13 protein-coding genes and 1 pseudogene are annotated in these 14,712 nt (G+C 34.2%); 5 read left to right on the forward strand and 9 right to left on the reverse strand.

All coding sequences use genetic code 11. The features are described from left to right. Position 1: 1 nt before the first annotated feature. Positions 2-727 (reverse strand): annotated as a pseudogene (gene lptB, locus AR685_RS06860) (LPS export ABC transporter ATP-binding protein); the annotation flags it as partial. A 326-nt stretch (positions 728-1,053) separates the two neighbouring features. Between lptB and AR685_RS06865 the strand changes: the two are divergent. Both AR685_RS06865 and AR685_RS06870 read left to right on the forward strand, forming a co-directional pair. Continuing rightward, entirely contained in the window at positions 1,054-1,344 is a 291-nt protein-coding gene (locus AR685_RS06865; RefSeq protein WP_082002064.1) for a TM2 domain-containing protein, read from the forward strand. Positions 1,345-1,425: 81 nt separating this feature from the next. After that, a complete protein-coding gene (locus tag AR685_RS06870; RefSeq protein WP_059124108.1) occupies positions 1,426-2,154 on the forward strand; it encodes a hypothetical protein in 729 nt (242 codons plus the stop codon). A gap of 87 nt (positions 2,155-2,241) precedes the next feature. Here AR685_RS06870 and hemB read toward each other — a convergent pair whose 3' ends face one another. Beyond that, positions 2,242-3,231 (reverse strand): porphobilinogen synthase, encoded by a 990-nt coding sequence (hemB, locus tag AR685_RS06875; protein WP_059124109.1) that lies wholly within the window; start codon positions 3,229-3,231, stop codon positions 2,242-2,244. 118 nt (positions 3,232-3,349) lie between these two features. On the opposite strand from hemB, the gene AR685_RS06880 reads away from it, so the two are divergent. The 3 genes from AR685_RS06880 to AR685_RS06890 all read left to right on the forward strand — a co-directional run bounded on the left by AR685_RS06880 (position 3,350) and on the right by AR685_RS06890 (position 6,027). Beyond that, the gene (locus tag AR685_RS06880; protein WP_047443012.1) at positions 3,350-3,700 is read left to right on the forward strand and encodes a T9SS type A sorting domain-containing protein; all 351 of its coding nucleotides are present in this window, start codon (positions 3,350-3,352) and stop codon (positions 3,698-3,700) included. 100 nt (positions 3,701-3,800) lie between these two features. Beyond that, the gene (locus AR685_RS06885; protein ID WP_059124110.1) at positions 3,801-4,712 is read left to right on the forward strand and encodes an ABC transporter ATP-binding protein; all 912 of its coding nucleotides are present in this window, start codon (positions 3,801-3,803) and stop codon (positions 4,710-4,712) included. 4 nt (positions 4,713-4,716) lie between these two features. Next, entirely contained in the window at positions 4,717-6,027 is a 1,311-nt protein-coding gene (locus AR685_RS06890; RefSeq protein ID WP_059124111.1) for an ABC transporter permease, read from the forward strand. A gap of 123 nt (positions 6,028-6,150) precedes the next feature. Here AR685_RS06890 and AR685_RS06895 read toward each other — a convergent pair whose 3' ends face one another. The 7 genes from AR685_RS06895 to AR685_RS06925 all read right to left on the reverse strand — a co-directional run bounded on the left by AR685_RS06895 (position 6,151) and on the right by AR685_RS06925 (position 14,516). Beyond that, complete coding sequence (locus tag AR685_RS06895; protein WP_059124112.1) at positions 6,151-6,594, reverse strand: hypothetical protein; 444 nt, start codon at positions 6,592-6,594, stop codon at positions 6,151-6,153. A 3-nt stretch (positions 6,595-6,597) separates the two neighbouring features. Then, a complete protein-coding gene (locus AR685_RS06900) occupies positions 6,598-8,040 on the reverse strand; it encodes a hypothetical protein (protein ID WP_059124113.1) in 1,443 nt (480 codons plus the stop codon). Positions 8,041-8,058: 18 nt separating this feature from the next. Then, the gene (locus tag AR685_RS06905) at positions 8,059-8,433 is read right to left on the reverse strand and encodes a hypothetical protein (protein WP_059124114.1); all 375 of its coding nucleotides are present in this window, start codon (positions 8,431-8,433) and stop codon (positions 8,059-8,061) included. A 350-nt stretch (positions 8,434-8,783) separates the two neighbouring features. Further along, the gene (locus AR685_RS06910) at positions 8,784-9,557 is read right to left on the reverse strand and encodes a LuxR C-terminal-related transcriptional regulator (protein ID WP_228376397.1); all 774 of its coding nucleotides are present in this window, start codon (positions 9,555-9,557) and stop codon (positions 8,784-8,786) included. A 246-nt stretch (positions 9,558-9,803) separates the two neighbouring features. Next, the gene (locus AR685_RS06915; RefSeq protein ID WP_047442460.1) at positions 9,804-10,448 is read right to left on the reverse strand and encodes a porin family protein; all 645 of its coding nucleotides are present in this window, start codon (positions 10,446-10,448) and stop codon (positions 9,804-9,806) included. 129 nt (positions 10,449-10,577) lie between these two features. Further along, complete coding sequence (sucD, locus tag AR685_RS06920) at positions 10,578-11,450, reverse strand: succinate--CoA ligase subunit alpha (RefSeq protein WP_047442459.1); 873 nt, start codon at positions 11,448-11,450, stop codon at positions 10,578-10,580. Positions 11,451-11,636: 186 nt separating this feature from the next. Beyond that, positions 11,637-14,516, reverse strand: coding sequence for a M16 family metallopeptidase (locus tag AR685_RS06925; protein ID WP_410492908.1), 2,880 nt, complete (start codon positions 14,514-14,516; stop codon positions 11,637-11,639). Positions 14,517-14,712 lie beyond the last annotated feature (196 nt).

Raw genomic sequence — 14,712 nt, forward strand, 5'->3', positions numbered from 1 at the left:
AAATACTTTGGTAAACAAAATTTTCACCCAGATACGCTTCTCTTACCTGCGGGTCGTTTGCCAGTTCTTCAGGTAAACCTTCTTTCAGGATTTTACCTTCAAACATAATATAGGTTTTGTTGGTGATCGCCAACGTCTGCTGTACGTTATGGTCGGTAATCAGGATTCCGATGTTTTTATCCGTCAAACTTCTTACAATTTTCTGAATATCTTCTACGGCAATCGGGTCAACTCCCGCGAATGGCTCATCCAATAAGATAAAGCTGGGACTCGTTGCCAGACATCTTGCAATCTCCGTTCTACGTCTTTCACCACCGGAAAGTAAATCTCCACGGTTTTTTCGGACGTGCTGTAAAGAAAACTCTTCAATCAGCTCATCACATTTAATCTGCTGTTCGCGTTTTGACAGCTTGGTTAGCTGCAAAACGCCCATGATGTTATCTTCCACAGACAATTTTCTGAAAACAGAAGCTTCCTGAGCCAGGTAACCGATTCCTTTTTGGGCTCTGCGATACATTGCATCAGTCGTGATTTCTTGTTTATCTAGGAAAATTTTTCCGGAAGTCGGCTTTACCAAGCCTACGATCATATAAAATGAGGTCGTTTTTCCGGCTCCGTTCGGACCGAGCAAGCCAACAATTTCTCCCTGCTTAACTTCTACAGAAACGCCTTTTACAACTTTTTTCGGACCGTATTCTTTGATTAAGTTTTCTCCTCGTAAAATCATAGGAGCAAAGATAAAGTTTTTTTGAATTTAAATTTCAGATAAAAAAATGACTGCGCGAGTTTTATGATATTTTAATAAATCAAATTGAACATCCGCAATTTGTCATAACATTTAATTTAACGCAAAGCCAAACAAAGAATTTTAAATCTTGATCGTTGTTAAGTTATTCAAAGGCGTAAACTTAACAATGAAATACAATGTATTCTTAATGACGACAAATTGTGGACAATCGTATAAATCAATGTTAATTTTTCAGTAATCTTAAAATCTTCTGTAACGATGAAGATTTTAATACTACTTATCAAAAACAATGAACAAAATTTATTATGGAAAATTACGGTTACACAAAAGACGGCAATAGTCAACAACAAAATAACATGCCTTATAAATCAGAAAAGAAAATTCCGGCTGCGCTTCTGGGTCTTCTAGTCGGTTGGCTAGCTTTAAATAAATTCTATTTGGGATATACAAAAGAAGGAATAATTCAACTGGTTTTAAATGTCGTTACCTGTGGAGTAGCATCAATTATCCCATTTATCGAAGGAATTCTCTATCTTTTTATGAGCGATGAACAATTTGACAATACCTATGTTCACAACAAAAAAGGCTGGTTGTAATTCTAATATAAATTTTCCTTTTACGAATCTGATCAATTGATATTTTTCTTAAATTTAAATCACTAATCACATTTTAAATTTATGGAAAATAACCAACAATTAACAGAGTTACTTGCATTGGATCTCGGAGTTACTCTGATCAACCGCAGACCTTATGCAAAAGAAGTTTTCAAATGGCAGGATATCGACCTTCTTCCCCATTCTTCTGCAGACACATTGCTTTGTGAAATTTATGAATGGAATGGCAGAAACTGGAGAACAACCAACAACAATCTGATTGGTTTTCTCTTCTCCGACCAACAATTGAAAACCGTGAAAGAACAACTTTTGAATATTCCTAAACATCCGGCTTTAATTCCTGATTTTGAGTTTACCAAAGAAAGTATGGTAGAATACGGTTTGTCTTTACCATCTCTATTTAATATTGGAATCAATGGAAATATCAACAGTGCAAAAAGTTTTTCAGTACGCGTAAACGGAGTGACAAAATCCAGAATCACCAATATTGATTCTCCCGGCATTGAAATTTTAAGGAAATATTCTGAATTTACTGATGCAGAATCAAAAATGTATAGGAAGAATATTAAGTTTAATTATTTAAGCACGTCATTATTCTATGCAGAAAGTGTAGAAATTTTCCTTGAAAAGGAATCGGGAGTCGGGTTAGATGTCAGTTTTCAGACTCAGGATGTAGAAGTTGAAGCCAAAGTTGATACGGATACTAAAAAACATTTTGTTTTAAAATATTCTGGAAATCAGTCTCCTTTTGCAGCAAAATTTACCAAAGGAAAAGATTTTGACTTTAAATAGTTTTTTAAAGGTTAAAAGTTATGAATTATAAGTTGAAATATTATCGTTCAACTCATAATTCATAACTGATAACTCTTGACCTATTTTCTATCTGTTTAAAAGAATCGCAGCTTCTTTAGCAGCATACGTGAAAATCATGTCTGCTCCTGCTCTTTTGAAGCATGTTAAACTTTCAATGATGGCTTTGTCGTTATCTAACCAACCGTTTTGAGCCGCAGCTTTCAGCATGGCGTATTCTCCGCTTACATTGTAAACGGCAATCGGTAAATCGATGGCTTCACGTACTTTTGAAACGATATCCAAATACGGCAAACCTGGTTTAATCATGATGATATCCGCTCCTTCTTCCACATCTTTAAAAACTTCATTTAATGCTTCACGAGAGTTGTGAAAATCCATTTGATACGTTTTTTTATCTTTCGGGATTTCCATATTATCTTTCGGTGCGCTGTCTAAAGCACTTCTGAAAGGTCCATAGAACGAACTTGCATATTTTGCAGCATAGCTTAAAATTCCTACATCGTGGAAACCGCTTTCTTCCAACGCTTCACGAATCGCCAAAACTCTTCCATCCATCATATCGCTTGGTGCCACAATATCTGCACCTGCTTCTGCGTGGGAAACAGACATCCTTGCCAATGCTTCGTTGGTTTCATCGTTCAGTATTTTTCCATTTTCTATAATTCCGTCATGACCATACATTGAATAAGGATCTAAAGCAACATCCGGCATAATCACCATTTCAGGAACCGCATCTTTTATTGCTCTAATGGTATTTTGCATTAAACCATCTTTGTTCCAGGCTTCTTTTCCGGTATTGTCTTTTAAGTGATCTGACACTTTCATGTACAGATTGACTGCTTTTACACCTAAAGAAAACAATTCTTTACATTCTTTGACCGTTAAATCAATGCTTCGTCTGAAAATTCCAGGCATCGAAGAAATTGCCTCTTCTTTGTTTTCACCTTCCATTACAAAGATTGGCATTACAAAATCGTCTGTAGAAAGGCTGCATTCTCTCACCAAGCCTCTCATAGATTCATTCACTCTCAATCTTCTATTTCTTGAATACATCATTTTGGAATACTTTTTGTTTAATTTATTGCAAATTTAATATAAGTTTTACAAAAAACTGTTGCAGATGATTGTAGAATTTATTAGTTTTGTTAGTAATAATTATGCAAAATATCTGCGGATGAAAAAACTTTTACTTTTAATTATATTTATGGGTGCATTTGTTGGTTTTTCCGACAATGTTAAGGCACAGATAAAAGAGCCATCTTCTATATCACAAAAGTCTGATGATGGAGTTCTTACTGCGTATCCAAACCCAGCAAAAGATTTTTTGGTGGTAAAAGCCAAAGATTCTTCTCTAAAAATCAAATCAGTTATTTTCTACTCTATATTAGGAACACAAGTGGCCAATTACAATGTGAATACGAATAGGGCTGAAATCAACATTGAAAAATTAAAACCTGGAAAGTATCTAATACGTTACATTCTCAGTGACAATACACAAAAAGTTACTCAAATAGTAAAACAATAATATTAAATCCTGATCAACATCAGGATTTTTTCTTTTAGCAAAATTCTTTTAATTCCGTAACTTTCGGATTATTTTTATACCCATTATAAAAAACAACTGAATGCTAAAAGCTGAACATATTACTAAAACCTACAATGCAGGAAAAAAAATAGCATTGGATGATTTTAGCATACATGTGCCGAAAGGAAGTATCTACGGTCTTCTAGGCCCCAACGGAGCAGGAAAAACCTCTTTCATCCGTATCATCAATCAAATTACACAGGCAGATTCCGGAGATGTATTCATCAATGGAGAAAGGCTGAATCCAAATCACATCAAAGACATAGGTTATATGCCGGAAGAAAGGGGTCTATATAAAAATATGAGCGTCGGAGATCAAATTCTTTATTTCGGAGAACTGAAAGGGATGAAAAAAAGCGATGCTTTGGATGAAGCCAAAAAATGGTTTGAAAAACTGCACATTGACCAATGGTGGAAAAAGAAACTTTCTGAACTTTCCAAAGGGATGGCGCAGAAAATACAGTTTGTAGTTACCGTTCTTCACAGGCCACATCTTCTTATTCTTGATGAACCATTTTCAGGTTTCGATCCTGTAAATGCCAATTTAATTAAAGATCAAATCATTGAACTTAAAAATAACGGAACTACGATTATTCTTTCTACCCACAGGATGGAAAGCGTGGAAGAAATGTGTGATTATGTCGCTTTGATCGATAATTCTAAGAAAATAATTGACGGAAGAGTTTTTGACGTTCGAGAAAAATTCAAAAAAAATATTTTTGGAATTACGCTTTCTGATGTGAACAATGAGCAGCTTCAGAATTTCCAGAATAAGTATGAAATTTTCAACTTATCAGAACAGAATAATTTGATTTCATTTGACCTTAAAAATACAGTGAATCAAAATGACATTTTGCTGGATCTCGTGCAAGCCGGAAAAGTAAGATCATTCGACGAGAGAATCCCGAGTATGAATGAAGTATTTATTAATGCCATAGGTAATCATTCTTAAATTTATGAACAATATATATTTAATTACAAAAAGAGAATTTCTTACGCAGGTGAAGAAAAAATCTTTCATCTTACTGACTTTACTGGCTCCATTAATGATTATCGGATTTGGTGCCGTGATCGGATTGATGTTCAAAGCCAATGAATCTCACAATGTGATTGAAGTTGTAGACAACAGCGGACTTTTCGCAGGTCAGCTCAAATCTAATGACAAACTGGAATACATTTTTGTTCCGGTCGCGGATGAAAAATCTAAAATTAAAAATTTAAAGGGTAATGAGTCTTTAGATGGTATTTTGATTTTACCTCAAATGGCGAGTCAAAATTTTGATGATTTAGAAAAAAATACAAGATTGGTTATTAACACTAAAATCGGTCTTGATACCAAGCAACGTATTATTTCTGATATCAGCAATGTCATTAAGAAAGAAAAAATTAAGCAATTGGGTATCGCAGAATCTCAGTTGAATAATCTTGATAAAAATTTTGAACTCAAAACCATCAACGTTTCTGACGACAATAAAGAAGACTCTGACCTTGCTTTTGGGGTAAAAACCGGATTAAGTTTAGGTTTAATGTATGTTACTTTTATGTTCATTATTATTTACGGAGTGCGCGTCATGAGAAGTGTTTTGGAAGAAAAAAACAACCGCGTGGTTGAAATTATTATTTCTTCGGTAAAACCTTTTGAACTGATGATGGGAAAGATTCTCGGTGTGACGATGGTTGCTTTAACACAGTTTATTATTTGGATTACAATGTCAGTCATTGGAGCTTTGGTTTTGAATACAGGATTCTCATCCATTCAAAAAAATATTCCGGGCAGTAATGAAGAAATTTCAGACAAATTGGATATTGCTCAAATTGCAACTCAAGTTTCTCACAGTCTATTGGATTTAAATTTCCCTTTGATCATCTTTGTATTTATCGTCTTTTTTCTTTTGGGATATATTTTTTACAGTTCGATCTACGCAGCTATTGGTTCTGCAGTTGACAATGAGACGGAAACCCAACAATTCACCTTATTTGCCATTTTGCCCTTGACATTAGGGATGTACGGAAGTTTTTCTCTGATGAATAATCCTGATGGGCCATTAGGATTTTGGTTATCCATTATTCCTTTCACCTCGCCAGTAGCGATGATTGCGAGAATTCCTTACGGCGTTCCGGCTTGGGAAATTGCTTTATCTATTTTCTTATTACTAGCGACGACTATCTTTATGATTTTTCTTGCAGGGAAAATTTATCGAGTAGGAATTCTAATGTATGGAAATAAGGCTACACTGAAGGAGCTTTGGAAGTGGATTAAAAATTAAGTTAAAAAAAATAAAACTTAAGATCTAGTATACAAAAACGTTTCATGAAAATTCACGAAACGTTTTTTTTGATTACAAAATCTTTATGGTAATCGTTTTCATAACGAATTTTTATACTCTTCATCAGCGACACGTATTAGCAATCCCGGTATTACACGGGTCAGCTTTGTTTGTATTCTGTACACCAATGCTTCCATTTTTTTTCTGAAGCTGATTTTGCAGATTAGAGGATACTCCGTCTACCATATTGGAAAAGCTTTGCTGACGAATTTCTTTGGATATTTGCCGATCGGCTTCTAACCTATTTAATTCCGCATCCATCATCTCTTTACTTTGATTAGCCAAATCATTTGCCCAGTCCGAATATTTTGTGGTAAAATTTGAACCATATGTTGCAAGACTAACCAGACAATCTGTAAGTTTAGATTGAAGAAGGCTTTCTCCTTTATACATTTTAAGGGTAAGAGATTTACATTCATTTAATCTGTTGTCACCTTCCTGTGCCATTAGGAAATTAAATGTCAGGCAGAAAAAAATGACCTCTATTATTTTAGAAAATGTTTTCATAATCTATTTTTTATACAGTTCCAAAAGTTGGGTGGTAAAGCTTTGTAGCCCTTCTTGTAATTCAGCATTTCTTTTTGCTTTTCGCTGATTTTCTTCTATTTCTCTTTGCTTTCTTTCAGCTTCCAGTTTCTGTTCGGCAAGTTTGTTCACATTTTGCTGTACATCGTAACTTGTTTTGCTTGCGAGATACTTGTTTTTATCATAATACCCTCCTTGGAATTTATAAAACTTCCCATCTACAGTAGAGCCTATTGCATACAATAATGAATCATCAAATAGTAAATCCTGATAAGATTTCTGGTTTGTAAAAGAAATGTCAAATTTTCGTCCCCATTGCTTATCAAAATTTTCTTTATTATATAACCAAGCTCTTACAATATTATCATTATTGTCACGTCCGAAAATATTTAATGTTCCATCATCTGCTGTTTTATGCCAAAAGTGATCCTTTAAATATTGAGCTCGTACCGTTTTATCAGGAAAATTATTATAAATACTATTGAGCAACTGAGGTGTAATCTTTTCCTGCTTCCAATGGTTGTCATCATATTCTGCACTAGTAATTGGCAAAGTGTATATTTCAATATTCTCATCCGTCGCTTTCACCATAGAATTTGAACTTTCATTATAAAAATATCTATTTTGGGTCACTTCTTCTTTATATCTTTCCTTATAACCTAAATCCTGCAATTTACTAAGCACGGTATGCAAGGCTATTTTACTCGGATTGTTTATATATGTTGCTTCTTTTCGCAGTTCTTCCTCCACCATGATCCTAAATCCGTTTTTATAATAAAATTCTTGAATGTAATCTATAAAACGACCGTCTTTAGAATATACTTCCTTTTTTTTAACGCAAATTGGGGTACTATTTAATACAGTAAGTACAGGAGCTAAGGCAAGGCTAGTCTCGTATTTAGACTCAGGAACGAAAGCATTAATATTATTTGGACCTACAACAGCAAACTTCTCTTTGTTGTTATAAATATTCTGTTCACCTTTTGTTTCCAGCAACTTCCAGAAGCCTATCCCTATATCTTTTTTAAATTCTATTACGTCTTCAGTATTTTCAAAATAAATATAAACATCATAGATTGTTTTATCCGGATTAGCGCTTAAGAAAATTTGAAGAGGTTTATTATTTTTGCTAATTGTTAAGTATTTATGAAAGCTTCGAACTTCTTCTGTTCTATTTTTATCTGCAGTATAGACATACTTTTTATCCTCTTCCACCCCTGAAAAAGCATAACCTTTACTAGATATTTTTTCATCAAGTTCCAGCAAGGCGTTATCTATATTCTTCCCTAAAAGGTTGTATAATAAAGATTTTTCCGCTGTTGCATGAACTTCTTTTTTTATTATTTTTGCTGCGGGTTTCACTGCTTTTTTCTGAGCAGAAATGCATCCGAAAACCAGCAAAAAAAGTATTAAAATATTGGTTTTCATAATTTTTGTTTTTAAATATTATCGACAAATTGGTTGTTTGGTTGAAGTGAAAACAGCCTTGTTAAACTGAAGGCTTTTAATATATTTTCCATTCATTTTGTGTACAAACTCCGTGATTTCATTCGGATTGGTCTGATGCCCGTCTTCGAAATGTATTTTTCCGTTACCATCCAATAGTGCCACTGTATATGAGATCGTTTTGCTATTGTCATTTCTAACCTGAAAATACATATGAACTTGATAATTCAAATCAAAAAGTTCCACCATTTTCACTCTGTATTCTACATTGAAATTACAGTCCATTCCGGTAAAGGATTTCCATTCTGACCATTGTTGCGCGAAACCCAACCTGAAGAAAAGTAGAAATCCTAAAACTAAAATTTTAATTTTCATGATTAATGTTTTAATAGTTGGTCATTAGTTTTCAATAAAAGATTTAGAAACACTTAACTTAATACCCTGTACTTTAAATAAAGCCTCATTGCGCCCAGATTCAATTTCTCCGGCTCCTACCAAAGTGGGCATTAAAATGTATTATTATTTCAGGTATAATTTAGGAAAGACTATTTGAAATTTCCTTCCTTGCTTTTTTGATAAGTGTTTGAAGTAACAGTGAATGTCCGTGTGCATTTATGAATGCATCAAGGAGAGATTAAATAATAAGACTCCATAGATTATAGTTTTCTACAAAATTACCCTTATTATGAATTCAAAAAAATAGATAGAACTAACTATTTTTGCAGCTATACCCAACCTTCTTTTAAGGTTTTACGAACAAGCTCTAAAGGGGTTTTTACTTCTGCTTTTTCCATAATATTTCTTCTATGAGCATTTATGGTAAAGTAGCTGATTAATAATTCGTCAGCAATTTGTTGACTGGTTTTTCCTTCTATAATCGCTTTCAATACTTCTCTTTCTCTCTTTGTAAATAAATCGAAAGATTTTGTAAAAAAATGATCCTGAATGTTGTAATAGGAAGGTTCACCATCTAGACCAATAAGGGAAAAGCAAGGAGCTCCCTCCGGTTTTATATGGGTAATATCTGTATCTAAGGAAAGAGTACGGTAATAATTTTTTTCATCATAATCTACCTGTACCGCCTGATGAAGAATACGCATATAGTTTCCGTCTTTTTTCTTAAGGCGTAAATCGTATTGTACTTTATAAAACGGAACTTTATCAAAGGGGAGTGATTTGAAAAACTCGACTACCCTATATTCAAAATTTAAGAAATATGGCTTATCATCAGGATGCATGATCTCCATCATAAATTTTACAGAGAAATCCTGTGATTCATATCCTAAAATCTCTTTAATATTTTCACTTACCACTTCTAACTCTGCAGTGTACATGCTGAAAACATAATAGTAACAGTCTCCCGCATGGAAAATATTCAGTAATCGTTTATATATATCTATTTGGTTTTGTAATTTGTCACTATCAGGATGAGTTTCTTTATTAGTGACTGTTTTCCAAAATTTCTTAGCAGTTATGAAAAAATGATCATTTGTTTTCATCGCTTAAATTGTATTTATATTAAACCTATAGAAATAAAATAAATTTACAATAATTTGAAAATTTTTAGTTATCTCTAAAATACACAAATAAAATATAAAATCCGATAAAAATTACTTGTCTTTCATTCCACATTCTAAATGTGTCTCATGAGGTCTGAGCCACTTCTAAAAATAACTAGTCAATTCAACTATAAAAAAATCCCGAAAATGATTTCCGGGATTCTTATATATTCAATTACAAAAAAATTATTTAAAGATATAGCTTAGGCTTAAACTGAGAACCTGCTCAGATTTCTTTTTTGTAGAACTCGGATCTAATTTACTCTCATCCAATGTTGGATAAGTATCAGATAAACCAAAGTCATACTTTAAAGCCAATTCGAGCTGTCTTTTGTAGCTGTAACCTAAACCTGCACCTATTGCGAAATTAAAAGAAGCAGCTTTACCCAATTGATCTGTTCTGTAAATTTCACGAGATTCATCTTTAACTTTCTGATCAATTAAAAAATTAAATCTCGGACCAATCAATCCAAAGAATTCTGATTCTGCTTCAGAAAAATATCCTTTGAAGGAAACAGGAACACTGATGTAGTTATTAGCGTACATTGCATCATACCCAGGTATTCCTTTTGCATCTTTATCTTTCCCAGATTCTCCTGCTCCATAATATACTACTTCAGGCTGAAGATAAAACTGATTAGCTCCTCCCATGGGAATCAATGCTAAAACACCACCTTGAAAAGCAAATCTTGCCCCTGATGGATTATGCGCATTTTTTACTCTCGAATAGTTTCCACCAGCAGTAACACCGAATCTTGTGCTACTAAAATCTATTTGCGCGAACGATAAAGTAGAAAGAACTAATGCTGAGCTTAATAAAAGTTTTTTCATGTTGATATTGAGTTTTGTATTCGTATATTTTTTAATTTTTTAAAGATAAGTATTTATTCTAATGTTAAAAAAAAATTCACAAAAAAAGCCCCGTAAAACGAGGCTTATATTTTATTTCTTAAGAAAAGATTATCCTAAAATTTTTGCTACAGTAGCACCAATATCAGCGGGAGAATCTACTACATTGATACCGTTTTCTCTCATGATTTCCATTTTAGCTTGAGCTGTATCTTCATCACCACCAACAATAGCACCTGCGTGACCCATTGTTCTACCTTTAGGAGCAGTTTGACCTGCAATAAAACCAACAACCGGTTTTGTAGAACCACTAGCTTTGTACCATCTTGCAGCTTCAGCTTCAAGACCACCACCGATTTCACCGATCATAACCACTGCTTCAGTTTCCGGGTCATTGATAAACAATTCAAGAGCTTCTCTTGTCGTAGTTCCAATAATTGGATCACCACCAATTCCGATTGCTGTAGAAACACCGTAACCAGCTTTTACAACTTGGTCAGCAGCTTCATAAGTAAGCGTACCCGATTTTGAAACAATTCCTACTTTTCCTTTTTTGAAAACAAAACCTGGCATAATACCAATTTTAGCTTCGTCAGAAGTGATGATTCCAGGACAGTTTGGCCCGATCAATCTACACTCTTTGTCAGCGATATAAGATTTTACTTTTACCATGTCTGCAACAGGAATACCTTCTGTAATACAAACGATTACTTTGATACCCGCTTCAGCAGCTTCCATGATAGCATCTGCAGCAAATGCAGGTGGTACAAAAATGATACTTACATTAGCTCCTGCTTTTGCAACAGCGTCAGCAACAGTATTAAATACAGGCTTTCCTAAGTGCTCGCTCCCTCCTTTTCCTGGAGTAACACCACCTACTACGTTGGTTCCGTACTCGATCATCTGACCTGCGTGGAAAGTACCTTCGTTACCTGTAAAACCTTGTACAATTACTTTAGAATCTTTGTTTACTAAAATTGACATTTTATTGTTGTTTTAATTTATCTTTTTATTAATGCTCACAAATTTACTTATTTTTCTTTGATTGATGAAACAGAAAGGTGAAAACATAGAAATAATCACACGAAAATCATTAAGTAGAATAAATTTTCACTGCTCGCATCCTGATCTCAATATTTTTAATCATCTAAAGACTCAGCGAATTTATTTTTAATACCCAAAAATTTCTTCCAGATCCACCTCCTTTAAACTTCCCATTTTTTCCACTGCCTCAAGATTCAGGTTTTCCTTTTTTCCGATAATGGCTGTATTAAACTGGATTGGCTTTATTTCAGTCTCATAAAACTTTTTTATTTCATCAAAATTCAAACTTTCAATCTGACTGTAAATATCTTTTCTGACATCGTGGGTAATTCCGAGTTTCTGTAACCTCAATGTATTGAAAAAAATATTGGTTCTTGTAATTCTTGTTGAGGCTATTTGCTTTAAAGCTGCATTTTTCGCATTTTCAAATTGGGTGGTCACTTCGGGAAGCTCATCCATCAATTCGGTCATGGTGTCGACTGCGATCTGTAATTTATCCGGCTGAGTTCCAATATATGTTGTGATATAATCTGGATGTCCAATTTCTGCATTTGGCGTGTATGAAACATATGCAGAATATGCCAAACTCTTGCTTTCACGAATTTCCTGAAAAACAATGGATGACAGACCACGCCCGAAATACTCATTAAAAACGTTGATTTTTCCAAAATTTCCAGTGTTTACATGATGACCTTTTCCTATTTTGCTCATCTCCATCTGCACCATATCATAGTTGGTAAAATACACATTCCCCAAAGTTTCAGGTTCGGGATACTTCTTTGCATCAGGAATGCTACGACTTTGCGTTTCGATAAAATTTCCGATTTCGTTTTTAAATTTCTCAAAATCTTTTCCGTAGAAAAATATTTGGTACTGGAATTTAAATAAATTCTTGATCCTTTCTGTGAATGCTTCCACTTTAGTATTCTGAAGCTCATCTTTCGACAGAAAATCCAGAAATCTTGAGCCTTTCCCGAGTTTTGTATAATTCGTTAAAGCCGTCATGATTCGGTTTTTATCTTTCTTTCCTGCTTCCCGGTTCTCCAAAACTGTCTCTACAAACTGGATATAAATCTCCTGATCGGGCTGCACGTTTTTCAGCCAGTGCTGCAGTAATTCCACACCTTGTTTCATGTTTTCTTCCAGTCCGCTGAGCGAAATATGGAGCTGGTCTGAAGTCGTTTTAAAATCGTTGGTGATTCCTATTTTAAAGAATTCTTTTTTCAAATCCTCAGGAGAAAACCTGTCGGTTCCCAGATACTGTAAAATCTGCGTAGAAATCCCGAGTTCGCGGTCATGGTCGCTTCCAAACGGAAAAATAAAATGAACCTGCGCGATCTCGTTGTATTTGTTTTTTACGAAACTTATTTTTTTATCCTTAACAACATCTGTTTTTATTTCTTTCTGATAATCAATGAATTCAGGTTGGATATCTTCCGTTTTCTCATTGATAATTTCCTGTAAAAATTCAGATTGTGCGTCACGGTTTATTTTTATTGCCGTAATTCCGGGATTATCAACTCTTAACAATTTATCGTTAACTCCTTTTTCTTTGTTGATGACCACATAATTATCTTTAAAGAAATCATTTGCAAATGCAATTACTTCCTCTCTGGTAATTTCTGAATACTCATCCATCTCATTCAATTCCTGTTCCCAAGTTCTGCCTTTGATATAGGTATCATAAAGATTATTGGCTAGCCCACCAGCCGTTTCCAAAGCTTTCATTCTTTGAAGTTTAAAATCATTGATGATAGCAGGAAGCATCCAATCTGGAAATTCTCCTTTTTTCACCAAGTCAATCTGCTCCAAGACCATTTTTTTTGCTTCCACTAAAGTCTGATTCTCCTTCGGAACTGCAACCATAGAAAAGAATCCGTAATTTTTCAAGCCTAAGGAATAAGCCTGTGCCCAAAGCATTTTTTGAGTTTGATTGATATTCAAATCAAGCAAACCTGCATCACCTCTGTTGCTTAAAATATTCGCAACGACATCTGCGAGCATCGCTTCTTTTGAACCGTAGCTATCTGTTCTCCACGCCAACTGAACTCTAGGAGTGGTTGGACTGTACACTGTTCTTTCAACAATTTCAGTCATCGGTTGTTCAGTAACCGCGTCTTTTTTGGGTAATTCTTTATAAGGAATCGATCCGAAATATTTATCGACCAGTTTTACGGTATGTTCAAAATCTAAATCACCTACCAAAACCATCGCATAGTTATTGGGAACATAATATTCGTCAAAATATTTATGAATCGCCTTCATCGAAGGATTTTTCAAATGCTCTGGTTTTCCAAGTGTAGTTTGCTGTCCGTTAGGATGCGTTGGAAAAAGAGCTTCCATTAAAGAATCATTTACCAAACGTGAATCGTTATCCTGCGCACGGTTGAATTCTTCATAAACAGATTCCAACTCGGTATGAAAAAGTCTCAGAACCATCTCTGAAAATCGTTCTTTTTCAACTTTCAGCCATTTCTCCAATTCGTTGTTAGGAATATTGTTTTTATAAACAGTTTCGTCAAACCACGTATGGGCATTGGTTCCGCTTGCTCCAAGAGACGAAATGATTTTATCATACTCGTTGGCAATCGCAAACTGACTTGCTTCCTGAGAAATTTCGTCTATTTTTTTGTAAATCTCCTTTTTCTTTTCTGGATTTTGCTCGGCTTTATGTTGCTCGTATAAATCTGAGATCTGATCGAGTAAAACTTTTTCTTTTTCCCAGTTTTGTGTTCCGATTTTTGATGTTCCTTTGAACATCATGTGTTCAAGATAATGCGCTAAACCTGTATTATCAGAAGGATCATTATTACTTCCCGTTCTCACAGGAATAAAAGTCTGAATTCTGGGAGCGTCAAAATTCTGCGCCAAAAAAACTTTCAATCCGTTTTTTAGGGTGTAAATTCTGACTTTATTTTCGTCGTGGGTGACGGTGATGTATTCGTAATTGTTTGTGTCGTTATGAATCGTTTCCTTATATCTTCTATCAATCATATCTAAATTCATTTCACTCTCTGTTTTAAATCAGAATGCCTTACAAATGTAAGGATTCAAAAAATAAAAGCTACCACAATTGTTTATATTAAATCTATGATGTTGATTTATTTTTAATCTTGCATCTCAAGTTAAATTCTTCTTCTCAATCACTCATTTTTAAATCATTTTAAAGGGATTTTATTATCTTAGTTGTTTATTAATTTTA

Origin of the sequence: Chryseobacterium sp. JAH (assembly GCF_001507335.1) — a bacterium.
Lineage (GTDB): Bacteria > Bacteroidota > Bacteroidia > Flavobacteriales > Weeksellaceae > Chryseobacterium.